The organism is Microbacterium sp. Au-Mic1, assembly GCF_021341785.1.
Taxonomy (GTDB): Bacteria; Actinomycetota; Actinomycetes; order Actinomycetales; family Microbacteriaceae; genus Microbacterium.
On record NZ_JAJTTF010000002.1, the window covers coordinates 309,164 to 333,464 of the forward strand.

The 24,301-nt window shown below is 70.4% G+C and carries 21 protein-coding genes and 1 other RNA gene; 14 read left to right on the top strand and 8 right to left on the bottom strand.

The features are described 5' to 3' along the window. The first annotated feature begins 20 nt into the window (after nucleotides 1-20). A complete protein-coding gene (locus LXM50_RS04010; protein WP_233309975.1) occupies nucleotides 21-773 on the top strand; it encodes a zinc ribbon domain-containing protein in 753 nt (250 codons plus the stop codon). 29 nt (nucleotides 774-802) lie between these two features. Here LXM50_RS04010 and LXM50_RS04015 read toward each other — a convergent pair whose 3' ends face one another. Beyond that, nucleotides 803-1,642 (bottom strand): aldo/keto reductase, encoded by an 840-nt coding sequence (locus tag LXM50_RS04015; protein WP_233309976.1) that lies wholly within the window; start codon nucleotides 1,640-1,642, stop codon nucleotides 803-805. 145 nt (nucleotides 1,643-1,787) lie between these two features. Here LXM50_RS04015 and LXM50_RS04020 point away from each other — a divergent pair, with 145 nt between their 5' ends. Beyond that, on the top strand, nucleotides 1,788-3,518 hold the full coding sequence (locus LXM50_RS04020; protein WP_233309977.1) for a bifunctional 3'-5' exonuclease/DNA polymerase: 1,731 nt from the start codon (nucleotides 1,788-1,790) through the stop codon (nucleotides 3,516-3,518). 12 nt (nucleotides 3,519-3,530) lie between these two features. Continuing rightward, an RNA gene (gene rnpB / locus LXM50_RS04025) (RNase P RNA component class A) lies at nucleotides 3,531-3,902 on the top strand. Between the two features lie 61 nt (nucleotides 3,903-3,963). On the opposite strand, the gene ppgK is transcribed toward rnpB, so the two are convergent. Next, nucleotides 3,964-4,707, bottom strand: a complete 744-nt coding sequence (gene ppgK, locus LXM50_RS04030) for a polyphosphate--glucose phosphotransferase (RefSeq protein WP_233309978.1) — start codon at nucleotides 4,705-4,707, stop codon at nucleotides 3,964-3,966. 65 nt (nucleotides 4,708-4,772) lie between these two features. Between ppgK and LXM50_RS04035 the strand changes: the two genes are divergently transcribed. The 4 genes from LXM50_RS04035 to LXM50_RS04050 are packed head-to-tail and all read left to right on the top strand — an operon-like array spanning nucleotide 4,773 to nucleotide 10,284. Beyond that, entirely contained in the window at nucleotides 4,773-4,976 is a 204-nt protein-coding gene (locus LXM50_RS04035; protein WP_233309979.1) for an SPOR domain-containing protein, read from the top strand. Nucleotides 4,977-4,981: 5 nt separating this feature from the next. Further along, nucleotides 4,982-6,319 (top strand): glutamine synthetase family protein, encoded by a 1,338-nt coding sequence (locus LXM50_RS04040; protein WP_233309980.1) that lies wholly within the window; start codon nucleotides 4,982-4,984, stop codon nucleotides 6,317-6,319. Nucleotides 6,320-6,331: 12 nt separating this feature from the next. Beyond that, on the top strand, nucleotides 6,332-9,313 hold the full coding sequence (locus tag LXM50_RS04045; protein WP_233309981.1) for a bifunctional [glutamine synthetase] adenylyltransferase/[glutamine synthetase]-adenylyl-L-tyrosine phosphorylase: 2,982 nt from the start codon (nucleotides 6,332-6,334) through the stop codon (nucleotides 9,311-9,313). Nucleotides 9,314-9,360: 47 nt separating this feature from the next. Next, entirely contained in the window at nucleotides 9,361-10,284 is a 924-nt protein-coding gene (locus LXM50_RS04050; protein ID WP_233309982.1) for a diacylglycerol kinase family protein, read from the top strand. Nucleotides 10,285-10,340: 56 nt separating this feature from the next. Here the strand turns inward: LXM50_RS04050 and LXM50_RS04055 are convergent, their stop codons facing one another. Then, complete coding sequence (locus LXM50_RS04055; protein ID WP_233309983.1) at nucleotides 10,341-10,946, bottom strand: TetR/AcrR family transcriptional regulator; 606 nt, start codon at nucleotides 10,944-10,946, stop codon at nucleotides 10,341-10,343. Nucleotides 10,947-11,066: 120 nt separating this feature from the next. On the opposite strand from LXM50_RS04055, the gene LXM50_RS04060 reads away from it, so the two are divergent. The 3 genes from LXM50_RS04060 to LXM50_RS04070 are packed head-to-tail and all read left to right on the top strand — an operon-like array spanning nucleotide 11,067 to nucleotide 15,879. Next, nucleotides 11,067-12,536 carry an MFS transporter gene (locus LXM50_RS04060; RefSeq protein ID WP_233309984.1) on the top strand — a complete coding sequence of 490 codons (1,470 nt, stop codon included), beginning with the start codon at nucleotides 11,067-11,069 and terminating at the stop codon, nucleotides 12,534-12,536. Further along, on the top strand, nucleotides 12,533-13,474 hold the full coding sequence (locus LXM50_RS04065) for an alpha/beta hydrolase (RefSeq protein WP_233309985.1): 942 nt from the start codon (nucleotides 12,533-12,535) through the stop codon (nucleotides 13,472-13,474). Before LXM50_RS04060 ends, LXM50_RS04065 begins: the two co-directional genes overlap by 4 nt. A gap of 59 nt (nucleotides 13,475-13,533) precedes the next feature. Continuing rightward, nucleotides 13,534-15,879, top strand: coding sequence for an alpha-L-rhamnosidase (locus tag LXM50_RS04070; protein WP_233309986.1), 2,346 nt, complete (start codon nucleotides 13,534-13,536; stop codon nucleotides 15,877-15,879). Here LXM50_RS04070 and LXM50_RS04075 read toward each other — a convergent pair. Then, complete coding sequence (locus LXM50_RS04075) at nucleotides 15,876-16,076, bottom strand: hypothetical protein (RefSeq protein WP_233309987.1); 201 nt, start codon at nucleotides 16,074-16,076, stop codon at nucleotides 15,876-15,878. The two genes, LXM50_RS04070 and LXM50_RS04075, sit on opposite strands and share 4 nt — an antisense overlap. A gap of 55 nt (nucleotides 16,077-16,131) precedes the next feature. Then, on the bottom strand, nucleotides 16,132-17,556 hold the full coding sequence (gene glnA, locus LXM50_RS04080; protein ID WP_233309988.1) for a type I glutamate--ammonia ligase: 1,425 nt from the start codon (nucleotides 17,554-17,556) through the stop codon (nucleotides 16,132-16,134). 166 nt (nucleotides 17,557-17,722) lie between these two features. Here glnA and LXM50_RS04085 point away from each other — a divergent pair, with 166 nt between their 5' ends. Further along, the gene (locus LXM50_RS04085; protein WP_233309989.1) at nucleotides 17,723-18,151 is read left to right on the top strand and encodes an RDD family protein; all 429 of its coding nucleotides are present in this window, start codon (nucleotides 17,723-17,725) and stop codon (nucleotides 18,149-18,151) included. 37 nt (nucleotides 18,152-18,188) lie between these two features. Beyond that, the gene (locus LXM50_RS04090; protein ID WP_233309990.1) at nucleotides 18,189-18,665 is read left to right on the top strand and encodes a GNAT family N-acetyltransferase; all 477 of its coding nucleotides are present in this window, start codon (nucleotides 18,189-18,191) and stop codon (nucleotides 18,663-18,665) included. A gap of 5 nt (nucleotides 18,666-18,670) precedes the next feature. Here LXM50_RS04090 and LXM50_RS04095 read toward each other — a convergent pair whose 3' ends face one another. Further along, nucleotides 18,671-19,162 (bottom strand): RimK/LysX family protein, encoded by a 492-nt coding sequence (locus LXM50_RS04095; RefSeq protein WP_267920543.1) that lies wholly within the window; start codon nucleotides 19,160-19,162, stop codon nucleotides 18,671-18,673. 17 nt (nucleotides 19,163-19,179) lie between these two features. Here LXM50_RS04095 and LXM50_RS04100 point away from each other — a divergent pair, with 17 nt between their 5' ends. Then, nucleotides 19,180-20,376, top strand: coding sequence for a RimK family alpha-L-glutamate ligase (locus tag LXM50_RS04100; protein WP_233309992.1), 1,197 nt, complete (start codon nucleotides 19,180-19,182; stop codon nucleotides 20,374-20,376). A 69-nt stretch (nucleotides 20,377-20,445) separates the two neighbouring features. Here the strand turns inward: LXM50_RS04100 and LXM50_RS04105 are convergent, their stop codons facing one another. Beyond that, on the bottom strand, nucleotides 20,446-21,156 hold the full coding sequence (locus LXM50_RS04105; protein WP_233309993.1) for a DUF4191 domain-containing protein: 711 nt from the start codon (nucleotides 21,154-21,156) through the stop codon (nucleotides 20,446-20,448). Between the two features lie 156 nt (nucleotides 21,157-21,312). Here LXM50_RS04105 and LXM50_RS04110 point away from each other — a divergent pair, with 156 nt between their 5' ends. Beyond that, the gene (locus LXM50_RS04110; protein WP_233309994.1) at nucleotides 21,313-22,941 is read left to right on the top strand and encodes a hypothetical protein; all 1,629 of its coding nucleotides are present in this window, start codon (nucleotides 21,313-21,315) and stop codon (nucleotides 22,939-22,941) included. A 6-nt stretch (nucleotides 22,942-22,947) separates the two neighbouring features. On the opposite strand, the gene sucB is transcribed toward LXM50_RS04110, so the two are convergent. Next, nucleotides 22,948-24,258: a 2-oxoglutarate dehydrogenase, E2 component, dihydrolipoamide succinyltransferase gene (gene sucB, locus LXM50_RS04115; RefSeq protein WP_233309995.1), complete on the bottom strand. Its 1,311-nt coding sequence runs from the start codon at nucleotides 24,256-24,258 to the stop codon at nucleotides 22,948-22,950. Between the last annotated feature and the right edge of the window lie 43 nt (nucleotides 24,259-24,301).

Below are 24,301 nucleotides of genomic sequence, written 5' to 3' on the forward strand. Positions count from 1 at the left end.
TCTGGCGTAGATTTGGACGCGTGAAAGCCAACCCCGCGCACCAGATCGTGCTCCTCGACATCGCCGACATCGACCGCCGCATCGCGCAGGCCGATTACGCGCGCACGCATCCGGTGCAGGGAGAGCGGATCAACGAGCTCTCCGCGCAGCGGCAGGGGCAGCTGCGCGAGCTGACGGTGCTGTCCGGCGCGCGCGACGACGTGCAGACGGAGCTGAAGCGCCTGGAATCGGATGTCGCGCTCGCCGCGCAGCGCCGCGACCGCGACGCCGGGCGGCTCGCCGCCACGCAGAACCCGAAGGATGCGGTGGCGCTCGAGCAGGAGATCGCGAGCCTCGGACGCAGGATCAGCGACCTGGTGGACGCAGAGCTCGAGCTCATGGGTCGGCTCGAGGATGCCGAGGCCGCCGTCTCCGCACAGCAGGCGCTCATCGACGAGACCGTGGCCGAGGGGACGCGACTGACCGCCGAGGCCAAGGCTCTCATCGCCGCTGCCACGACCGAGGGCGAGCAGCTCGCCCGCGACCGTGTCGCGCTCGTCGACTCGGTGTCCCCGTCGCTCATGGCCGAATACCAGCGCCGCGCGGGACGCACCGCGGGTGCCGCCCTGCTGCGCCGAGCCACCTGCGAAGGGTGCCGCATGGTGCTCTCCGGCACTGACCTGAACACCATCCGCCAGGCGGCGGACGACGACGTGGTCTCGTGCCCGGAGTGCGGGTGCATCCTGATCCGCACCGAGGAGTCGGGCCTGAAGAGCTCCGCGCCGGTGGACTGAGGCGGCGGCTCGTCTCGGCCGCGAAGGCCTCAGAACTCCTCGTGCGTGGCGGGGTCCGCGCCCCACAGGCGCCCGTCCGGTGCACCGAGGCTCGTGATCGCGGCGATCTCGGCGGCGCTCAGCCGCACCTGAGCGGCGGCGAGGTTCAGGGCCTGGTGCACGACGGTCGCGGCCTTGGGGATCGCGACGACCCCGCGTGCCGCGTGCCAAGCCAGCACGGCCTGCGCCGGCGTGATGCCGTGCGCGGTCGCGACGGTGCTGATCGCCGGATCCTCGAGCGCCTCGCCGGCGCGGCCGAGCGGGCTCCACGCCTCCGTGATGATGCCGTGGGCGCGGTGATAGGCGAGCGCCTCCTCCTGCGGGAAGCGCGGGTGCAGCTCGATCTGGTTGACGACGGGACGCACCCCCGTCGCGTCCTCGATGCGCTCCAGATGCTCGGGCAGGAAGTTCGAGACGCCGATCTGGCGCACCAGGCCCCGTTCGCGCGCCTCGATGAGCGCCTGCCAGGCCTCGACATACGCGTCCACCCGCGGCAGCGGCCAGTGGATGAGGAACAGATCGATCGCGTCGACGCCGAGGCGGAACCGGCTCTCCTCGATGGCGTCGAGAGCCTTGGCACGCGCGTGGTGGCGTCCGGCCAGCTTCGAGGTGACGATGAGCTCTGCGCGATCGACGGCAGCCCCCGAGATGCCCCAGCCGACGGCACCCTCGTTCTCGTAGTTGAAGGCCGAGTCGATCAGCCGGTAGCCGTTCTCGATGCCGCTGCGGACCGCGTCCGCGCCGGCCTCTCCACGGAAGCCGTAGGTGCCGAGGCCCTGGGCGGGCAGGGCGAATCCGTTGTGGGCGATGAAGGGGGACGCATCGGACATGGGGGACTCCTCTCCGGTGACTCCACGCTAACCGCCGTCGGGGTCCGGGTGCGCGGGTGCTGATACACGCCGACACACCCGGGGATCCGGCCTGTCGCGTCGACGATGCCGTGCACGGTCGTTCCGAAGGCGTAGATTCGAAGACATGATCGAATCGGCGGTTCCGCACACGGTCGTGCTGGGACGGTCCGCGCGACGCGACAGCTGGACGATGGTGCGGCTCGACGAGCGAGGCTCGGAGCTGGGCCGGAACGACGTCGCCGCAGCCGCGCTGAACGCCGAGGTCGCTGACCTCGAGGGAAGGGCCCATCCGCGCTGGGTGGTGCGGCATCTGCGCGAGGTGTATCCGCCGCTGCTCGCCGCCGGAGTCAGGATCCGCCGCGCGCACGATCTCCTGCTCTGTCACGCGATCCTTCGCGACACGGCGAGTCTCGCGGATCCGGTCCCACCCTCGTCGCGCTGGATCCGATCCGATCCGCTGGCGACGACGATCGCGATGCCCGCCCTGTTCGACCTGCACGAGGTCGCTCCACCGGAATCCGGCGACCCGTTCGCGGAGGTCGACGAGCTCCTCGCCGAGTACGCACGCCAGCGCGCCGCTCTGGGGCGCGCACCGGACGGCCGCCTGGCCCTGCTGTGCGCCGCCGAGTCGACCGGTGCCCTGGTCGCGGAGGAGATGACGGCCGCCGGCCTGCCGTGGAGCACCGCGGTGCACGAAGGGCTGCTCGCCGACTCGCTCGGTCCGCGACCGGTGCTCGGCGCGCGGCCTGCGCGGATGGCCGAGCTCGCGGCCCTGATCGGCGAGACCCTGGAGGACGCCGCGGTCAACCCCGACAGTCCGCCCCGCCTGCTGAAGGCGCTGCGGCGGTCCGGGATCCTGGTCGAATCGACCTCGCGCTGGGAGCTCGGCGAGATCGAGCACCCCGTCGTCGAACCGCTCCTGGCCTACAAGAAGCTCGCGCGGCTGTACACGGCCAACGGCTGGGCCTGGCTTGCCGAGTGGGTGCACGAGGGACGCTTCCGACCCGTCTACCTCACCGGCGGCGTGGTCACGGGCCGCTGGGCGTCGAGCGGCGGGGGAGCCCTGCAGATCCCGCGGAGCCTGCGCCCCGCGGTGCGCGCCGACGAGGGCTGGACGCTGATCTGCGCGGACGTGGCGCAGCTGGAGCCGCGGGTCCTGGCGGCGATGTCGAAGGACCGGGCGATGGCCGCGGCCGCGCGCGGCGCCGACCTGTACGAGGGCGTCGTGCGTTCGGGGGCGGTGCAGACGCGGCAGGAGGCGAAGTACGCCGTCCTCGGGGCCATGTACGGCGCCACCACAGGGCCCAGCGGTCAGCTCGGCCCGCGGCTGCGCACCGTCTTCCCCCGGGCGATGGCGCTCGTGGACGGCGCGGCGAAGACGGGGGAGGACGGGGGCGTCGTCTCGACGCTCCTCGGTCGCAGCTCACCCCGACCGGATGCGCACTGGACCGCGGCGCAGTCGCGCGCGAGCGATCCCGACGCGGACGGGGCCGACGAGCGTCTGGCGCGCAGCAGAGCCAGGGACCGGGGCCGGTTCACGCGCAACTTCGTGGTGCAGGGCACCGCGGCGGAGTGGTCCCTGCTCTGGCTCGCCGAGATCCGGCACCGCCTGACCGCGCTGCCCGATGCCCCGGAGCCCGCGCCGGGGTCGGGGCCGGTGTTCTCGCGGCGCGCGCACCTGGCGTTCTTCCTGCATGACGAGGTGATCGTCCACGCGCCGCAGACGCAGGCCGACGAGGCCGCGCGCGTGGTGCAGGATGCGGCGGACGCGGCGACCCGCCGGCTGTTCCCCGGATTCGAGATCGACATCCCTCTCGACCTGCGGATCGCCGTGGATGCGGGCAAGGACTCCTAGACTGGATCCGAACGGGTCGGCTGGACGGTCGCGTGGCGGGAGACCGCACCGAGGAACGTCCGGGCTCCACAGGGCAGGGCGGTGGGTAACACCCACCCGGAGCAATCCGCGAGACAGTGCCACAGAGAGAAGACCGCCGCGGTCCGCAGGGCCGAGGTAAGGGTGAAAGGGTGGTGTAAGAGACCACCGGGGGCCGTGGTGACACGGCTCGCCAGGTAAACCTCGCCCGGAGCAAGGCCAGACAGGGGATGATGACGCGGCTCGCCGAGTCCCCGGGTAGGCCGCTGGAGCGGCGCGGCAACGCGTCGCCGAGAGAGATGACCGTCGAAGGGAACCCCGAGAGGGGCCCCGGCACAGAACCCGGCGTACAGGCCGGCCCGTTCCTCTCACGAAGAAGGCCCGGATCCGCAGCTCAGCGGATCCGGGCCTTTCGGCGTAGGGGAGGTCAGTCGCCGGCGAGCGAGGCCGCGCCGATGATGCCGGACGAGTTGCGATGGATCGCCGCGACGATCGGGGTCTTCAGCTCCAGCAGCGGGATGAACTTGTCCGGGTGCTTGGAGACACCGCCGCCCACGACGAACAGGTCGGGGCTGAACAGGAACTCGACGTGCGAGAAGAAGTCCTGCAGGCGAGCAGACCACGCCTCCCAGCCCAGCTCGTCGCGCTCCATGGCCGAGTAGGCGGCCCACTTCTCGATCGACTCGCCGCGGAAGTTCAGGTGGCCGAGCTCGGTGTTCGGCACCAGCACTCCGTCGTACAGGAACGCGGATCCGATGCCGGTTCCCAGCGTCGCGAGGATCGTGAGCCCCCTGGCATCGCGCGCCGCGCCATGGCGGCTCTCGGCGACACCGGCGGCGTCCGCGTCGTTCACGAAGTGGATCTCGCGGCCCAGCCCGTCCTCGAAGAAGCGCTCGGCCTCGAAGCCGATCCATTCCTTGGAGATGTTCGCGGCGGAGAGGGTCTTGCCGTACTTGACGATCGCCGGGAAGGCCACGCCGAGGGGCAGGGTGGAATCCTGCACGCCCAGCGTCGTGAGCACCTCCTTGACGGCGACGAGGACGTCGGCCGGCGCCGCGCCCTTCGGGGTGGGGACCCGGATGCGGTCCGAGTCGAGGGTCCCGTGCTCGAGGTCGACGATCCCGGCCTTGATGCCGGTTCCGCCGATGTCCACGCCGATCGCTTTTGCCATGCGCAACAGCCTAGCGAGAGGCGGGCGCGCCAGTAGGATCGTGACAAAGCCCAGGAGGAGCAGCGATGTCCGGCGAGAGCAAGTACTGGTTCAACAGCAGCACCGGCGAGGTCGAATACGGTCTGGAATCGCCGTCGATCGACCGGATCGGCCCGTTCGACACCGCCGAGGAGGCCGCCCGCGCCCCTGAGGTGCTCCAGGAGCGTGCCAAGGCCTGGGCCGACGAGGACGCGGCCGAGGACAACTGGGGCGCGGACGGCGCTCGATGAGCGGGATGGACAAGCAGCGGGACTTCGTGCTGCGCACCATCGAGGAGCGCGGCGTCAAGTTCATCCGGCTCTGGTTCACCGACGTGATCGGCACCCTGAAGTCGGTGGCGATCGCGCCCGCCGAGGTCGAGGGCGCGTTCGCCGAAGGCATCGGATTCGACGGCTCCGCGATCGAGGGACTCACGCGCACGTTCGAGTCGGATCTGCTCGCGCAGCCGGATCCGACGACCTTCCAGATCCTGCCCTGGCGCGGAGAGATCGATCCCACAGCGAGGATGTTCTGCGATCTGACGACGCCCGACGGGCGTCCGGCCGTCGCCGACCCGCGGCACGTGCTCAAGCGCACCCTGGCCAAGGCGGCGGATGCGGGGTTCACGTTCTACACGCACCCCGAGATCGAGTTCTACCTGCTGAAGTCTTCGCAGTACGGGCCGGAGGGTCCGGTGCCGGTCGACTCGGCGGGCTACTTCGACAACGTGCCCGGAGGCACCGCACACGACTTCCGTCGGCGCTCGGTGCGGATGCTCGAGGACCTCGGCATCTCGGTCGAGTACAGCCACCACGAGGGCGGGCCCGGCCAGAACGAGATCGATCTCCGCTACGCGGACGCGCTCACCACGGCGGACAACATCATGACCTTCCGCACCGTGGTGAAGGAGGTCGCGATCGAGCAGGGCGTGTACGCCACGTTCATGCCGAAGCCGCTCAGCAATCACCCCGGCAGCGGCATGCACACGCACATGTCGCTGTTCGAGGGCGACATGAACGCCTTCTACGAGGAGGGCGCCAAGTATCAGCTCTCCCGCACGGGGCGTCAGTTCATCGCCGGACTCCTGCGGCACGCGAACGAGATCGCGGCGGTGACGAACCAGTTCGTGAACTCGTACAAGCGACTCTGGGGCGGGGACGAGGCGCCCAGCTTCGTGACGTGGGGTCACGCCAACCGCTCCGCCCTCATCCGCGTGCCGATGTACAAGCCGAACAAGGGGCAGTCCACGCGCATCGAGTACCGCGCCCTGGACTCCGCAGCGAACCCCTACCTCGCGTACGCGCTCATGCTCGCGGCCGGGCTCAAGGGCATCGAGGAGGGCTACGAGCTCCCGCCTGAGGCCGAGGACAACGTCTGGTCGCTGAGCGACACCGAGCGCCGCGCGCTGGGGTATGCGTCGCTGCCGGCGAGCCTCGACCACGCGCTCGAGCTGATGGAGGAGTCGGAGCTCGTCGCCGAGACCCTCGGCGAGCAGGTGTTCACGTACGTGCTGCTGAACAAGCGCAAGGAGTGGGAGGCGTACCGCGGTCAGGTCACGCCGTTCGAGCTCAAGAGCAACCTCGAACTGCTCTGATCGGGGGTCGCGGTGCCCCGTTTCGACGATTCGCTCTCGCTGTCCGCGCTCGCCCGGCTGGGGTTCGTCGGGCTTTCCGCCGCGTCCGCCGGGCTGCGTGAACTGGGTGAGATCACCGGGCTCGCGCCGTCGTCGCTGATCGAACCGCTGCGCAGCGCCGACCCCGACGAGGCGCTGGCCGGGCTCATCCGCGTCGCGCGCCGGGATCCGTCCGCGGTGGACGCCGTGCTGTCGGACGCGGCGTCGCGCGCTCGCGCCTGGGCGGTGTTCGGCGCCTCGCCCGGTCTCAGCCGGTTCTTCGAGCGCCGTCCCGAGGAGCTCGCGCTGCTGCGTGAGGATCGGTCGGTACTGCCGACTGCCGATCAGCTGCGAGACGTGCTCCTGTCGGCCGTGGACGCGGCGGACGGATTCGCCGCGACCGGAGACGCCACGGCCAGGATCCGGCTGCGTATCGCGTACCGGCGGGCGGTCGCGGGTATCGCCGCGTGGGATCTGACCGCGTCGGATCCTGTGACGGCGGTGGCGGCCGTCTCCGCGGCGCTCGCGGATGCGGCGTCCGCGGCGCTGGAGGCCGCGCTCGCGATCGCCCGCACCGCGGTCGCCGCCGACTCGGATGACGTGCGCCGGGAGGTCGCCCTGACGCGCCTGGCGATCATCGGAATGGGCAAGACCGGCGCGCGCGAGCTGAACTACGTCAGTGACGTGGACGTGATCTACGTCGCCGGCACCGCGGACGAGGAGCGACTGAGCGAGCCCAGGGCGATCGACATCGCCACGCGCCTGGCGCGCGAGACGATGCAGGTCATCGTCGGGATCGAGGCGGAGCCGCCGCTCTGGGAGGTCGATGCGGCATTGCGCCCTGAGGGCAAGCAGGGTGCGCTCGTGCGCTCTCTGAGCTCCCACGTCGCCTACTACGACCGCTGGGCCAAGAGCTGGGAGTTCCAGGCTCTGCTCAAAGCGCGGGCGATCGCCGGCGACCCCGCGCTGGGCGCCGCGTACATCGAAGCCGTGCAGCCGAAGGTGTGGTCGAGCGCCGCCCGCGAGGACTTCGTCGGCAGCGTGCAGCGCATGCGCGAGCGCGTCACCGAGCACATCGCTGCGGAGGACGTGCCGTATCAGCTCAAGCTCGGGCCGGGCGGCCTGCGCGACATCGAGTTCACCGTGCAGCTGCTGCAGCTCGTACACGGCCTCACGGATCCGCAGATCCGCACCAGGGGCACCCTGGAGTCGCTCGACGCGCTCGTCGCCGGTGGCTACATCGGCCGGGCCGAGGCCGGACTGTTCGCGCACGACTACCGGGTGCTGCGACTGATCGAGCACCGGCTGCAGCTGCGTGAGATGCAGCGCACCCACCTGGTGCCGCGCGAGGAGGAGGCGCTGCGCGTGCTGGGGCGTGCCACGGGCCTCGCCGAGACCGCCGACGGCATCAGGAAGGTGTGGGAGGACGTGCGCCGCGAGGTGCGGGACCTGCACACCCGGCTCTTCTATCGTCCGCTGCTGAGCGCGGTCGCCTCGCTGCCGGAGGAGGAGCGCACGCTCTCCACGGACCAGGCGCACGACCGTCTCGCGGCGATCGGCTTCCGCGATCCTGCAGGGGCGCTCCGCCACATCGGCGCGCTCACGACCGGGCTCAGCCGCAAGGCGACGATCCAGAAGCACCTCATGCCGGTCATGGTGCGCTGGTTCGCCGACGGCACGGATCCCGACTACGGCCTCATCGCGTTCCGGCGGATCAGCGAGCGACTCGGTGACACCCCGTGGTTCCTGCGGATGCTGCGCGACTCGTCGGGGGCCGCGGAACGGCTCACCCGGCTGCTGTCGTCGTCGCGGTACGTCGGCGAGCTGATGGAGTGGATTCCGGAGTCGGTCGCCTGGCTGGAGAGCACCGAGCAGCTGCGGCCGCGCGCGCGGCAGGCGCTCGACGAGGAGGCCAGGGCGATCCAGACCCGGCACGACACGATCCTCGACGCGATGCGCTCGGTGCGCGCACTGCGCCGCCGCGAGCTGCTGCGCACCGCCATGGGCGCCGTGCTGGACGTGCTGACGATCGACGACGTCGCCATGGCGCTCACAGCGATCACCGACGCCACGATCCAGGCCGCGCTGCGGGCCGTGCGCCGGGATGTCGTGCCCGACGAGGACGACGTCCTGGACTTCTCCGTCATCGGGATGGGACGCTTCGGCGGTGCGGAGCTCGGGTTCGGATCCGACGCGGATGTGCTGTTCGTGTACGACGCGAACGGCGTCGATCCGCAACGCGCTCAGCAGCTCGCGGCGCGCATCGTCGCCGGGCTCAGGGAGCATCTGACGGATCACCGGCTGCCCCTCGAGCTCGACGCCGATCTGCGCCCCGAGGGCCGCAACGGCCCGCTCGTGCGCACGCTCGACGCGTATGCGGCGTACTACCGCCGCTGGTCGCTGTCCTGGGAGGCGCAGGCGCTGCTGCGCGCCCGCGGCGTCGCGGGCAGCCACAAGCTCATCGAGCGCTTCCTCGAGCTCGCCGACAGCGTGCGCTACCCGGAAGCGCTGGATCTCACGTCGCTGCGGGAGATCAAGCGGATCAAGGCGCGCGTCGAGGGCGAACGCCTGCCGCAGGGTGTCGATCCCCGTCGTCACCTCAAGCTCGGTCCCGGCACGCTCAGCGACGTGGAGTGGCTGATCCAGATCGTGCAGCTGCAGCACGCGCACGCCGTGCCGGCACTGCGGACGACCTCCACGCTCGCGGCGCTCGACGTCGCGATCGAGTCCGGTTTCGTGCCTGCCGCGGCGGGGGAGCGGCTGCGGGAGGCGTGGCGACTGTCCAGCAGGCTGCGGTCCGCGATGACGCTGCTCACCGGGCAGACGAAGGACGTGCTGCCGGCCGATCCCCGCGAGCTCGACGGCGTGGGCCGGATCCTCGGCTACCCCGACCGCTCGGCGGGCGCCGTCGAGGAGGAGTACCTGCGCGTCACGCGGCGGGCCAGAAAGGACTTCGAGACGCTGTTCTACGGCTGACGGGTGCCGCGCGCCGTGTTCGGACGCGGTGCGGCGAGGATGGTCTCATGACGATGATCGGCGTGGTCCGCAATCCGGTGAAGCTCGAATCGGAGGACGAGGTGCGCACGGCGGTCGCCGAGTGCATCCCAGATGCGGACATCCGGTTCTTCGAGACGACCGAGGACGATCCGGGACGGACGATGGCGCAGGAGGCGGTCGACGCCGGTTGCGAGCTCGTCTTCGCGGCGGGCGGGGACGGCACGGTCCGTGCGGTGGCCGAGGTGCTCGCCGGCACCGGCGCCGCGCTCGGGATCCTGCCGCAGGGCACCGGCAATCTGCTCGCGCGGAATCTGGGCGTGCCGTTGGACGGAGTGCAGGTCGCGGTCGCTCACGCGCTCGGCGCGGAGGCGCGCCGCATCGACGTCGGCACGATCGAGGTGACCGAGGGCGATGCCGCAGGGGAGCACGTGTTCGTCGTGATGGCGGGCCTCGGCCTCGACGCGCGCATGCTCGAGGAGACCGACGACGAGCTCAAGGCGAAGGCCGGATGGCTGGCGTACGTGAAGGCGCTGGCCGCCGCAGCCGCCGTGACGGAGCTCGTGTCCGTCGAGCTCGCCCTCGACGACGAGAGCGCCGACCGGGCGCGGATCCACACCCTCATGATCGGCAACTGCGGCACGATCCAGGGCGGGATCACTCTGCTCCCGGACGCCGTGCCGGACGACGGGCAACTGGATCTCCTTCTCGTCAGCGCGGAGGGCGTGGCGGACTGGTTCGAGACGGTGCGCACGGTGGTCTGGGACAACGGCCTGCGGCGGCTCCTGGGCGGCGAGACGACGAGCACGGACGTGGTGCGGCACGCCTCTGCGCAGCGCATCAGCGTCGAGCTGAGCCGACCGCAGCCGTTTCAGATCGACGGGGAAGAGCGTGGCCAGGTGCGCTCGTTCACGGCAGGCATCCGTCCCGGCGCCCTGCTGGTCCGCGCCTGAGCCTGATCGCCGCTGGCGGACCTCGGGCCGCTCGGGGCAGGCGCAGCGGTCGTGCCTCAGATCTCGACCGTCAGGAAGCGCTGGATCTCCTCGCGCACGAGCGCGACCATGTCCACGCCGTCCCGGTTCAGCAGCCACTGGGTCTGGACGCCGTCCGTCAGGGCGATGAGCGTGCGCGCGGCGGATTCCGGATCCACACCCGCCACCACGTCGCCACGTGCCTGCAGCGCGGTGAAGGTGTCGCGGAGGAAGGCGACGGCGAACTCGTAGCGCTCCCGCAGGTACTCGTGCAGCGGATGGTCGGGAGAAGTGGCCTCGGCTGCGAGCGTCACCTGGAGCTCGACCATCCGCTGTGCGCCCTGGTTGTAACGGGCCGCCTCGATCCAGTGCCGCAGCACTTCGAGGGGATCCTCCGATGACGACATCTGCCGGATCGCCTGCTCGTCCCGCCAGCCCAGCACCGCATGCAGGAGGTCGAGCTTGGTCGGGAAGTAGTGCCGCACGCCGGCGTGGGTGAGCCCCGCCTTCGCGGCGACCTCGCGCAGGCCGCCGGTGCGGTAGCCCGCGGTCGCGAACACCTCGAGGGCGGCCTCCAGGATGGCCACACGACGCGCCTCGCCCTTCGGATAGCGCCGTGGAGCGGGGGAGGGATCGGTGGTCACGGATTCGAGGCTACCTCAGCGGATCCGGGTCATGGAAGAAAAACCACCCAACTGGATGGTTTTCTGTTAGTGTCGTCGCCAGCCGAGCCGATCGAGCTCGCACGATCCCCTGGAGCCACCATGGTCAACGCCGACCCGACGCTCGTCCCCGGCAACCCCGACCCGACGCTCGTCCCCGGCAACCCCGACACGCCGGATCCCGCTCCCGCGCCGGGGACTTCGGCGCTGTACCGGCGCGGGGCGCACTTCCGCCGCTATCGCGTGAGCTATCTGATGGCCGGGCTGTCGATCGCGGCGATCTGGGGTGCGGTGGGCGGCATCCTGCTTCCGCTGCATGTGCAGCAGATCGAGTTCGGACAGTTCTTCACCGGCGCGGACGCGGGCGTGGATCTGCAGTCCCTCACCGCCCTCAAGTACGCGGTGGATGCAGGGAGCACGGTTCCTACCGCGGACCAGGGCCGCCTGCTCGGTCTGCTCGCCGAGTTCGAATCGGCACGGGCGCTCGGCCTGTCATCGATCGCTGTCGTGTCGTCGATCCTGACCATGCTCATCCAGCCCATTGCAGGCATCCTCTCGGATCGCACGCGCTCGCGCTGGGGACGGCGTGCTCCCTGGATCATCGCGGGCGCGGTGATCGGAGCCGCGCTGCTCGTGGCGATGCGGTTCTCACCGACGATCGGGCTGCTGCTGGTGACCTATTCCGTCGCCCAGCTGGGATTGAACCTCGCATCGGGGCCGCTGAATGCGACGGTGGCCGACAGGGTGCCGTCCGGACAGCGCGGGTCGATGTCGGCGTTGTCCGGGTTCTCCTCGCTCATCGGTGGGGCGATCGGCTCGATCGTGGCAGGAGCCCTGTTCGCGATCATCGGTCTCGATGCGTACTTCCCCTTCGTCGTGGCCGTGATCGTGTTCACCGTGCTCTTCGTCCTGCTCGCTCGGGATCGATCCTCACGGGACCTCGTCGTACCCCCGATGACTCTCAGACAGGTGCTGGCCTCGTTCACGGTCGCGCTCAGGGACCGGGACTTCCGTTGGCTGTGGATCGCGAAGGTCGCGCTGCTGTTCGGCGGCGGAGTGTCCGGCGCGTTCGGCATCTACATGCTGCAGAGCTACATCCGGCCGGGGCTCTCTGCCGCCGAGGCCGCGCAGATCTCGCCCTTGCTCGCAATGGCGGGGATCCCCGGCACCGTGGTCGCGCTGCTCGTCGCCGGGTGGTGGTCGGACCGGGTCGGGCGCCGCAAGCCGTTCGTCATCGGCGCGACGTTCCTGATCGCCGGGTCGATGCTCATACCGCTGCTCAGTCCGACCCTGCCCGCCCTGTTCATCCAGGGGGTCGTTGCGGGGGTGGGGGTCGGCACGTTCCTGACGGTGGACCAGGCCATGTTCATCGACCTGCTGCCGGACCGCGATGCCGCCGCCCGCGATCTCGGGGTCAGCACGCTGGGCGGCAACCTCGGACAGGCGCTCGGCCCGCTGCTCGCGGGTGTGGTCGTCGCGGTGACGGGCGGCTACACGGCGCTCTGGATCGTAGCGATCATCATCGTGGTGGTGGCCGCGCTGCTCGTCTTCCCGATCCGGCGGGTGCGATGAGCGGGCTCCGGCCTCCGCTGCGTCCCACCGTGGCGAACCAGCTGCTCGCACGGATGCTGCTGCGCACCGCAGCCCGGTTCATGCCGGAGGAGAGCACGACCAGCGAAGAACTCATCGCCCTGGATCCGGAACTCGGGGCGGTGATCACGGAGGACGTCGCGGTGCCGGGTCCGCGCGGGCCGATCCCGGTGCGCCTCTACCGTCGGGACGACGCGGAGCCGGGAGCGGGCTTCGTCTGGGTGCACGGCGGCGCCTGGATGTTCGGCACGCTCGACTCCCCGGAGGCGCACGCCGTCGCGATGTCGATCGCGGCGCGCGGGATCGCGGTCGCATCGGTCGACTACCGCAAGGCGCGCGGGCGCACGCGCTTCCCTGTCCTCTCCGACGACGTGCTCGCCGCCTGGCAGTGGGTGCATGCCCATGTCGATCGATGGGGAACGATGCAGGAGAGGCTGCACCTGGGAGGTGCGAGCGCGGGCGCGAATCTCGCCACGGGCGTGGTGCGGCGACTCGTCGCCGCGGGGGAGCAGCCGCCGACGACCCTGGTCGCTGCGTACCCCCTGCTGCACTTCGTCCTGCCCCCGCTTCCGGACGATCTCGTGGCGGCCCTCGAGAGCACGCCTCCGCCGTTCCGTTTCACCCCGCGCATGGTCAGCCTTCTGAACCTCAACTGGGCGGGCGTCCGATATCACGACGATCCGGTCGCCTTCCCGGCGCTCGGCCCCGTGGACCGCATGCCGCCCACGTTCGTGATGGACGCGGAGTCCGACGAACTGCGGGCATCGTCGGCGGCGTTCGCGGTGACGCTGCGCGCGGCCGGCGTCGAGACCAGTTACGAGACCGTGCCGGAGACCTTTCATGGCTATCTGGCCCAACCGGGGACGCCAGGCGCCCAGGACGGCCTTCGCCGGATCGTCCAGTGGATCGACCAGCACTGATGACCCGCCCTGCACCGACCTCCGTCGGACGCGTCGAACGACCCACAGAAGGACAGCACATGACCACCCCACCCACCGCCCTCATGATCACGCCTGACCGGCCGATCGGTGGCGCCCCCTCCGTCCGCCGGGTGTTCGAGCTCGACAGGGAACACGGAGCGGTGCTGCGTGCCGAGGTGCTCGCGACCGCGCTCGGCGTGTGCGAGGTGCGGGTGAACGGCATGCTCGTCTCGACCGACCTGCTGACGCCGGGCTGGAGCAGCTACGAGTGGCGGCTGCGGTACGCGCAGTGGGATGCGACACCCCTGATCGCCGAGCTGACGGAGGACCGGGCGGTGATCGAGGCGGTCATCGGATCGGGCTGGTACTCCGGGCATCTCGGATGGGACGGCAGCAGCGAGGTGTACGGCGCGGAGCGCGCTGCGCTCGTCGAACTGCGGATCCTGTTCGCGGACGGTCACGTCCAGACGGTCGGGACCGATGAGACCTGGACCTCGCTGCCCACCGAGACGACCGCCGATGACCTCTACGACGGGCAGCGGATCGATCGCCGCGTCGAGATGGGGGACCGCTTCACCGCGGCTCCGGTGCACGAAGAGGGCGGAGTGAGGGTCGTGCCCTTCGATGCCGCCCGCCTCACCGCGTACACCTCTGCGCCGGTACGCCGCCAGGAGGAGATCGTGCCGATCCGGGTCTGGCGGTCGCCGGCAGGCGCTCTGCTCGCGGACTTCGGGCAGAATCTCGTCGGATGGACCCGGCTGTCTGTGCGCGGGATCGCGGGCCAGGAGATCACCGTACGCCACGCCGAGGTGCTCGACGAGGAGGAGCTGGGCACCCGGCCGCTGCGTCGGGCGCGCGCGACCGACGTCTTCGTGCTATCCGGCGCCGACGACGTCTTCGAACCCACGCTCACGTTCCACGGATTCCGGTACGCGGAGGTCTCCGGATGGTCCGGGGCCGATGACGACCTCTTCGTGGCGCTCCGGGCGGTCGTGATCGGATCCGATCTGATCCGAACCGGAACCTTCTCCAGCTCGCATCCGCTCCTGAACCGCCTGCACGAGAACGTCGTCTGGGGCATGCGCGGCAACTTCGTGGACGTGCCCACCGACTGCCCGCAGCGGGATGAGCGGCTGGGGTGGACGGGCGACCTCGCCGCCTTCGCGGAGACCGCGGTCTATCTCTACGACACGGAGGCGTTCCTCGCCGACTGGCTGCGCGATCTCGCCGTCGAGCAGGAGCACGCCGACGGCCGCATCCCCATCGTCGTGCCGGACAACCTGAAGTACGAGGAGATCGGCGCGATGGCCGCGGCCGTGGGGTCGAGCCTCGTCATCGCACTCTGGAACGATGCGGCGTGTTGGGTGCCCTGGGCGATGTATGAGGCCTACGGAGATGCGAGCGTGCTCGCGGACCAGTACGTCTCGATGGCAGGCCACGTCCGCCGTGTGGGTGCAGCGCTGTCTCCGCGGGGCCTGCTGGAAGGCGGCTTCCAGCTCGGCGACTGGCTGGATCCGACGGCGCCGCCGGACGCGCCGTACATGGCGAAGGCGGATCCCGCCGTCGTCGCGACCGCGTGCGTGCACCGTTCCGTCGTGATCGCGCGCGATGCCGCGCGCGTCCTCGGCCGGAACGATGACGCGGCGGAGTTCGACGCCTTGGCGACGCGCATCGGGGAGTCCTTCGTCGACCACTGGGTGAGCGATGGCCGGATCCACAGCGATGCGCCGACCGTGTACGCGCTTGCGATCGTCTTCGGGCTGGTGGACGGGGCCGACCGCGCCGCCGCGGGCGACCGGCTGGCGGAACTCGTGGCGGAGGCCGGGCATGTGATTACGACGGGTTTCGCCGGAACGCCGTTCATCCTCACGGCGCTGTCGGAGGCGGGCCACCTGGAGACCGCGTATCGACTGCTGCTGCAGGAGAAGTGCCCCTCATGGCTGTACCCGGTGACGATGGGTGCGACGACGGTATGGGAGCGATGGGACTCGATGCTGCCGGACGGATCCATCAATCCGGGTGAGATGACGAGCTTCAACCACTACGCGTTCGGTGCGGTCGCGACCTGGCTGCATCGTGTCGTCGCGGGTCTTGCGCCCGCTGCGCCGGGCCACTCCCGCGTGCGCATCGCGCCGCGGCCTCCCGCGACCGGGCTGACCTTCGCCGAGACCGCGCTCGACTCGCGCCACGGAAGGATCGCGACCGGGTGGAGCCTGGATGACGGCGTGCTGCGGGTGGTGGCGGCGATTCCCGAGGGTGTGACCGCGGAGGTCTCTCTCCCGTCGGGCTTCGCGGCCGAGGTCGGTGCGGGCGTTCATGAGTGGAGCGAGCCGTTCCCCGGACTCGCGGCTCGGAACTCTGCGCAAGTGCTGTCGGGGGCTTCGGCGGGAGAGCCGGACGCCTAGGCCCGCTCGTCGGCCGTTCTCGCATCCGCGGCGGGGAATCCCGAGAGGACGTGCAGGCCCACGATCGTGGCCGCTTCGATGACGACCAGGATCGTCAGCAGGATCCGCTTCAGGGTTCGGGCGACGGAGACGGCCTCCGGGCGCCCGAAGATGAGTTCGCGCGTCGAGGCCGTCGAGCGGCGCGTCCGTCCGTGCACGGAGGAAGCCCGTCACGGCATGCCGTGACGGGCTTCCTCCCAAGACTCTGCGGGCTCAGACGCCGAAGTAGAGCTCGTACTCGTACGGGTGCGGGCGCTGGGCCATCGGCAGGATCTCGTTGTTGTACTTGTAGGAGATCCAGGTCTCGATGAGCTCCTCGGTGAACACGCCGCCCTCGAGCAGGAAGGCGTGGTCGGCGCGGAGCGCCTCGAGCGAGTCCAGCAGGGAGTTCGGCACCTGCGGGATGTTCTTGGCCTCCTCCGGGGGGAGCTCGTAGAGGTCCTTGTCGATCGGCTCGAGCGGCTCGATGCGGTTGCGGATGCCGTCCAGGCCCGCCATGAGCTGCGCGGCGAAGGCGAGGTACGGGTTGCCCGAGGCGTCCGGAACGCGGAACTCGATGCGCTTGGCCTTCGGGTTGGAGCCCGTGAGCGGGATGCGGATCGCGGCCGAGCGGTTGCCGGCGGAGTAGGCCAGGTTGACCGGCGCCTCGAAGTGCTTCACCAGACGGTGGTAGCTGTTCAGGGTCGGGTTGGTGAAGGCGAGCACCGCGTGCGCGTGCTTGAGGAGGCCGCCGATGTACCACCGGGCGGTGTCGCTGAGCTGGCCGTAGCCGTTCTCGTCGAAGAACAGCGGCTTGCCGTCCAGCCAGAGCGACTGGTGGGTGTGCATGCCGGATCCGTTGTCGCCGAACAGCGGCTTCGGCATGAACGTGACCGTCTTGCCCCACTCCTCGGCGGTGTTCTTGATGATGTACTTGAACTTCAGGATGTCGTCGGCCGCGTGCACCATCGTGTCGAAGCGGTAGTTGATCTCCTGCTGACCGGCGGTGCCGACCTCGTGGTGCGAACGCTCCAGGTGGAAGCCCGAGTCGATCAGGTTCAGCGTCATGTCGTCGCGCAGGTCGGCGGTCTTGTCGACCGGCGCCACGGGGAAGTAGCCGCCCTTGAAGGGCGTCTTGTTGCCGAGGTTGCCGCCCTCCTCCTCACGACCGCTGTTCCACGCGGCCTCCTCGGAGTCGACCTTGTAGAAGCTCTCGCCCGCGGAGACCGAGTAGCGCACGTCGTCGAAGATGTAGAACTCGGCCTCGGGGGCGAAGTAGGCGGTGTCGGCGATGCCGGTCGAGGCGAGGTACTTCTCGGCCTTCTTCGCGACCTGGCGCGGGTCCTTGCTGTAGATCTCGCCCGTGCGCGGGTTGTAGATGTCGAAGACCATGACGAGCGTGCTGGCCTCGCGGAAGGGGTCGACGTACGCCGTGGTCACGTCGGGGATGAGCTGCATGTCGGACTCGTGGATCGACGCGAAGCCGCGGATCGAGGAGCCGTCGAACAGCTGGCCGTTGGCGAAGAAGTCCTCGTCGACCGTCGCGGCGGGGATGTTGAAGTGCTGCTGCACACCGGGCAGGTCGGTGAAGCGGATGTCGAGGAACTTGACGTCGTTGTCGCGGATGTACGCGAGCACGTCGGCGGGGGTGGTGAACATGCATCAACTCCTGGAGGAACGGGTGCGGTCGAGCGACCTGCAAGCAGGTTACGAGCAGGGGATGACGCGGTCGTGTCTGGAATGTTTCCGGCGTGTTACGGGTCGGCGCTGCCTCGCCGGCGTCCTGAGGACGGATCCGGGATCGCGTCTCGCCTAGGCTGGAGGGATGTCCGACACCGCCCAGACCTACCCCGGCGAACGCCTCGGCCTCCCCAAGACCGGCACCGGCAGCGTCGGACGGATCGGCCGGCGCATCGCGGCTCTCGCGATCGACTACGCGGCGGCGTCGATCATCGCCAGTGCGTTCCTCGGGTTCCAGCAGTTCGCGTTCCCCAAGGAGGCGGGCATCACGCAGTTCGCGCCGATGATCGTGTTCGCGGTGCTCCAGATCGTGTTCATCCCCACCATCGGCGGCAGCCCGGGGCACCGCATCGTGGGTCTGCGCCTGGTCATGGCGAACGGCGCCTGGGTGGGTCTCTGGCGCCCGATCGTGCGCACGCTGCTGCTCGTCTTCGTCATCCCGGCGGTGATCTTCGACGCCGACCAGCGCGGGCTGCACGACAAGGCCGTCGGCACGGTGCTCATCCGGGCCTGATCCTCCGCGGGACCCGAGGACATGCGAGGATGCGGGCATGCCTGCCGTGACCGTGCGCCGCATGACCGCCGCCGAGTGCGAGCTCTGGCTCGACGAACTCGCGAACGAGTACGCGCAGGAACAGGTGCATTCCGGGCGCTGGGCATCCGCCGGCGCGGTCGAGCGTGCCAGGACGGAGAACGCCGAGCTGCTGCCCGACGGCGCTGACACGGAGCGCATGCTGGTGCTGCGCGGCGTCGATGAAGCGGGCGCGCCGATCGGGCGGGCCTGGATCGCGCTGGATCACCCGAGGGGCGCCCCCGGCGTGGCCTTCCTCTACGACATCGAGGTGCTCGAGGAACGCCGCGGTGAGGGCCTCGGGCGTGCCCTGCTGAACGCGGTCGAGGCCGAGGCGCTGGCGCACGGCGCGCAGGCGCTCGAGCTGAACGTCTTCGGTGGCAACCGCACAGCGATCGCGCTCTACGGATCCGCGGGCTACGAGGTGATCACGCAGCAGATGCGCAAGGCCCTGTAGGAGGCTCAGGCGGCGGTGTGGCCGCGGTTGAGGCGGCGGAACGTCTTCGGGGCCTTGCCCCCGAGGAAGGAGCGCGCAGGCTCGATCGTGAAGCCCTGGCGAAGCGCCTCTCGGCCGATCAGCATCCGGAACCCCATCTCGCTGCGGTTGCTCAGGGTGACCTCGGCGGTCACGCGCCGCCCCACCAGCACCATGTCCAGCAGCACGACCAGACGGCTCTGGGCATGCCCGGAGGACGACCGCACATCGCGGCGGTCGAACACCGGCAGCTCCACGGGGACGAGTTCGTGCGCTCCCTGCCACGGGCGCACGTCGAAGCGCACCCACGGGACGCCGTCGCGCTCGAACTCGCGGATGTGCTGCGCGTGCAGCGAGGAGCTGCGCGCTCCGGTGTCCACCTTCGCCTTGATCCAGGGGATCCCGACGTCGGGGAGGGACACCCACTCCCGCCACCCGATAAGGGTGCTTGAATGAGTAGGTCGGTCCACAACACACATCCTGGCAGGAAATCACCGTGAAGCTCGCCGTGCTCTCGCGCGCCCCGCAGTCTTACTCCACCCAGCGCCTCCGCGCCGCCGCAACGCAGCGCGGACATCAGATCAAGGTTCTGAACACCCTGCGCTTCGCGATCGACCTCACCGCCGATGAACCGGATCTGCATTTCCGCGGACGACGGCTGAGCGACTACGACGCGATCCTGCCGCGCATCGGCAACTCGATCACCTATTTCGGCACGGCCGTGGTCCGTCAGTTCGAGCAGATGGACGTCTACACGCCGAACACCGCGAACGGCATCTCGAGCGCACGCGACAAGCTCCGCGCGAACCAGATCCTGTCCCGGCACAACATCGCCATGCCGCCCACGGCATTCGTGCGCAACCGTGCCGACGTGCGTCCGGCGATCGAGCGGGTCGGCGGGGCTCCCGTTGTCATCAAGCTGCTCGAGGGCACGCAGGGGATCGGCGTCATCCTCGCGCCTCAGGTCAAGGTCGCCGAGGCGATCATCGAGACGCTGCACTCCACCAAGCAGAACGTCCTGATCCAGAAGTTCATCTCGGAGAGCCGTGGCAGGGACATCCGCGCGCTCGTGGTCGGCGATCGCGTGGTCGCGGCGATGCGGCGCGTCGCGAACGGCGACGAGTTCCGCTCCAACGTGCATCGTGGTGGCACCGTGGAGGCGGTGCAGCTCGACCCCGTCTACGAGCAGACCGCCGTGCGCGCCGCGCAGATCATGGGCCTCCGGGTTGCGGGGGTCGACATGCTCGAAGGCGAGGACGGGCCTCTGGTCATGGAGGTGAACTCCTCACCGGGGCTGCAGGGCATCGAGGCGGCCACGGGCCTGGACGTGGCCGGCGCGATCATCGACTTCATCGCGAACCAGGTGAACTTCCCCGAGATCGACGTGCGTCAGCGTCTGAGCGTCTCCACCGGATACGGTGTGGCCGAGCTCGTCATCCACGCCGGCGCGGAGCAGGTCGGCAAGCAGCTCGGCGAGCTGGGCCTGTGGGACCGCGACATCACCGTCCTCACCCTGCACCGCGGCGTCACGGTGATCCCGAACCCGCGCAAGCACGTCGTGCTCGAGGACGAGGACCGGCTGCTGTGCTTCGGCAAGCTCGACGAGATGCGCTCGATGATCCCGGAGCGCCGTCGCCGTCGCGCCAAGGTCCGCAAGCTCCCGAAGGAGCACATGCCGGATACCTCCGCCTGAGCGGATCCGCGCCACGGACGACGAGCGCCCGGCCCCGTGGGGGACCGGGCGCTCGTGGCGTTCGGGGGATCAGCGCGGACGCGGTGCGCGCGACTTGAGCGGATCGATGCCCTTGGGGATCGGCAGCGAGGCCACGGACTGGGAGACCGACTCCATGCGCTTGATGACGGCGGCCATGGTCGCGTTGTCGATGGCCTTCGGGAGCTTCTTGATGGTCTTCGAGAGCTTGTCGATCGAGACCTCGTCCTCGCCGTGACCGACGTAGAACACGTTCACGGGCACGCCCTGCGCCACCCGCATGGCCTTGGTCTTCTCATCCTTGACGAGCTTGGTGAGGCGCCCGCGAGAGCCTTCGGCGACCACCACGATGCCACCGCGGCCGATCGCGCGGTACACGGCGTCCTGCGACTTCGGGTTCACGCCGACCGGGATCTCGGATCCCTGCCAGCTGCGACCCAGCGACGTGCTGATGACATGTCCGGCGGCGCCGGGCATGCCGTCGATCTTGCGGTACATCGCGGTCGTGGAGAGGCGCGTCATCAGGAACATCGCACCCAGCACGCCCAGCAGCAGGCCGGTGATGCCCCACAGGATGAGGCTCCAGATCTGGAACGGCGGGATGACGTAGCCGACGATCAGGCCGATGAGGACGCCGGCGACCAGGAGCGCGATCTGCGCCCAGGGCAGCCACGGGTAGATCTCCCGGGTGAAGCGGAAGAGCGAGCGCAGCTGCGAGAAGAAGCCGGGCTGCTTCTCCGTCGCGGAGGGACTTTTTGCCATACCCTCCAGCCTACCGATTCCGCGGACCCGTGACGGCCCTGATGGACACGCGCTGGGCGAACAGATTCGTCCTGCACAGGACGATCGCGACCCCGATAGTGCACCGATTGCGCGAAGGACCCCGCACGGCCGATGCGGGAGCGCTGGGATGGCCGGATGACGGAACGAAGCAGGAGCATCGCCGTGACGGGCGCGCATCGTGCCGTCCGCGCACTCGCAGACGGCGAGGGTCCGTTCGACGGCGAACTCGTCACGCGCGGGAACGGCATGGCCGTGCGGGTCGATGCGGCGCAGTTGCGCGGCTGGGCCGGATGGGCGTTCGCCGGCGCCGAGCACGTCGCCGCGCCGCTCGACCTCGCGCTGAGCACGGACGGGCAGGATGTGCTGCTGCCATGGTGCGTGCGTACCGTGCGTGCCCATCTCGCGCAGGCGACGGACGCGGGCGGGCTCGCGCACGGCGAAGCGGTGACCCTCGCGGTCAGCGTGCTGCGCGGCGTGCTCGAGCTGGAGGGCGAACAGGACGACCCCGCCGACGTGGCGCGGGCCGATGCCGGCGCGGACCGCGACGCCGACGTGGCGCTGTACGGCGGCTGGTGGCTCACCGATGAGGCGCGCCCGCTGTTCGCGATCGGATCGACGGACGCGCTGGACGCCGGCGGAACGCCGCGCGAGACCGGGGAACGACTGCTGCGCGATCTGGAGGCGCGGGTCGAGGACCGAGCGCTGCGCCGCGTCCTGACGCGCCTCGGCGACGCCTTGGATGAGCCGCGCCGCCTGCGCGCCGAGGCCGCGCGTTGGGAGCGCGAACTGCTCGAGATCGCCGCGCCGCGCCCGCTGCGCCTGGATGTCGACGGCGCCGCCGATCCGAGCGTCGAGGCCCCGGGCGAAGGCATCCCGGGGAGGGCCCTGTCGCGGGCAGATCTGCGCGAGGGCGAGCATCGGCCGCTGCGGAGAGAGCTGCGCGGCGCCGCTCGGTCGGGCGGGCGCCGGGCGCCTGCAGCACGGGAACGTCGGGGCGCCGCGCTGACCCGACGGCTCGGAGGCGAGCGAGGACCTGGTGCGTCCGCGCCCGTCTCCGTGTCGACGGTGATTCGACGTCTGCGCGATGCGCGGGCACATATGGGGGAGCGGGTCGGACGCCGGGCGTCCATCCGGGGCCGGGCGCATGAGCGCTCGCGCGGCGTTGCAGCACCGTCGGAGCGGTCGATCGGGCGCAAGCGATGGAAGGGCCCTGTCCTCGTCGCGGTGTCCGCGGCTGCCGTCATCGCGGTGGTCGGCGCACTGTGGCCGTCCGGCACCGGCAGCGCCGACGCGGCCGACGGCACGCCCGGCTCGACGTCGACGTGGGTCTCGGCGAGCGCATCGCCGTACCCACCCGTCCCGACTCCTGCGGAGAGCGTCGACACTCCTGCGGAGACCGGCGACGGGGGAGCGACACCGGGCGCCTCCGGGCGCACGCCGGCCCCGCCGGCCCCGGGTGCATCGTCGCGGTCCGATCCACGGGCTGCTGCTGAAGAGCTGATCGCCGCGGCCAGGAGCTGCCAGGAACGGCCGCAGCCGGAATGCGCGGAGGTGTGGGACGGCGGCGCGGCCGGGGCCCGACCACTGCGCGCGGTGGACGGGTCGCCGGTGCTGATCGAGGACTACGGTGACATCGCCGCCATCCGGAACTCCTCCGACGACGGTGCGCAGATGGTGGTGATCATCCGTCGGAACGCCGAATGGCGGATCCGCGATGTGTACGACATCGCGAATCCGCCATCCGAGGGGACCGGAGCCCCGTGACCGTGGTCAGGCGCCGAGCTGAGCGGCGAAGTCCGCTGCCTCCAGGCGGGCCTTCATCGACGACAGGAACCGTGCGGCGTCCGCGCCGTCGACCGTGCGGTGGTCGTACGACAGAGCGAGGTAGACGTAGGACCGCACGGCGATGGCCTGCTGGCCGTCGACGGTGATCACGCCGGGGCGCTTCGCGACGATGCCCGTGCCGAGGATCGCGGACTGCGGCAGGAACACCACAGGGGTGTCGAACAGCGCGCCGCGCGAGCCCGTGTTGGTCAGCGTGAAGGTGCCGCCGGCCAGCTCGTCGGGCTTCAGCTTGTTGTCGCGGGTGCGCGCCGCGAGATCGGCGATCTCGTGAGCGATCTGGGCGATGTTCTTCGATCCGGCATCGCGCAGCACCGGCGTGAGGAGGCCGCGCTCGGTGTCCACCGCGATGGAGATGTTCTCCGCCGCCGGGTACACGATGTCGGTGCCGTCGACGGTGGCGTTCACGATCGGGAACTCCTGCAGCGCCTCAGCGGCGGCCAGGGCGAAGAAGGGGAGGAACGACAGCTTGTCGCCGGTCTTCTGCTGGAACGAGCCCTTGACCTCGTCGCGGTAAGCGGCGAGCTTCGTGACGTCGACCTCGACCACGGTGGTCAGCTGAGCGGTCTGCTGCATCGACGCGACGGCACGCTCCGCGAGCACCTTGCGCAGGCGCGACATCGGCTGCGTGGTCCCGCGCAGCGGCGAGATCTCGCGAGCCTTCGCCGGTGCGGCGGCCGCGGCGGGGGCGGCCGGGGCCGCAGAGGCGTTCAGCACGTCCTCCTTGCGGATGCGTCCGCCGACGCCGGTGCCGGCGATCGATGCCAGGTCGACGCCCTTCTCGGCCGCAAGACGACGCACGAGCGGCGTCACGTACACCGAGTCGGAGCCGGCCTCTGCGGCCGCAGGGGCGGCCGGTGCCGCGACAGGAGCCGCAGCAGGTGCCGGAGCCGCAGCGGGTGCAGGCGCCGCAACGGGAGCGGGTGCCGGGGCAGCGGCGGGAGCCGGTGCTGCTGCGGCAGCCGGTGCCGGGGCGGCAGCGGGCGCCGGGGCGGCCGGAGCGCCGCTGCCGATACGGGCGAGCACGGCGCCGACGGCGATGGTGTCGTCCTCGCCGACGAGGATCTCCTCGATCACGCCGCTGATCGGCGAGGGGATCTCGGTGTCGACCTTGTCGGTCGAGATCTCGAGCAGGCCCTCGTCGGCCTGGACGGTGTCGCCCACCTGCTTGAGCCAACGGGTCACAGTGCCCTCGGTGACGCTTTCGCCGAGGGCGGGAAGGACCACGGGTGTGCTCATGACGGAGTCTCCTTAGGGAAGTTCGTGATGGTGTTCAGCTTAG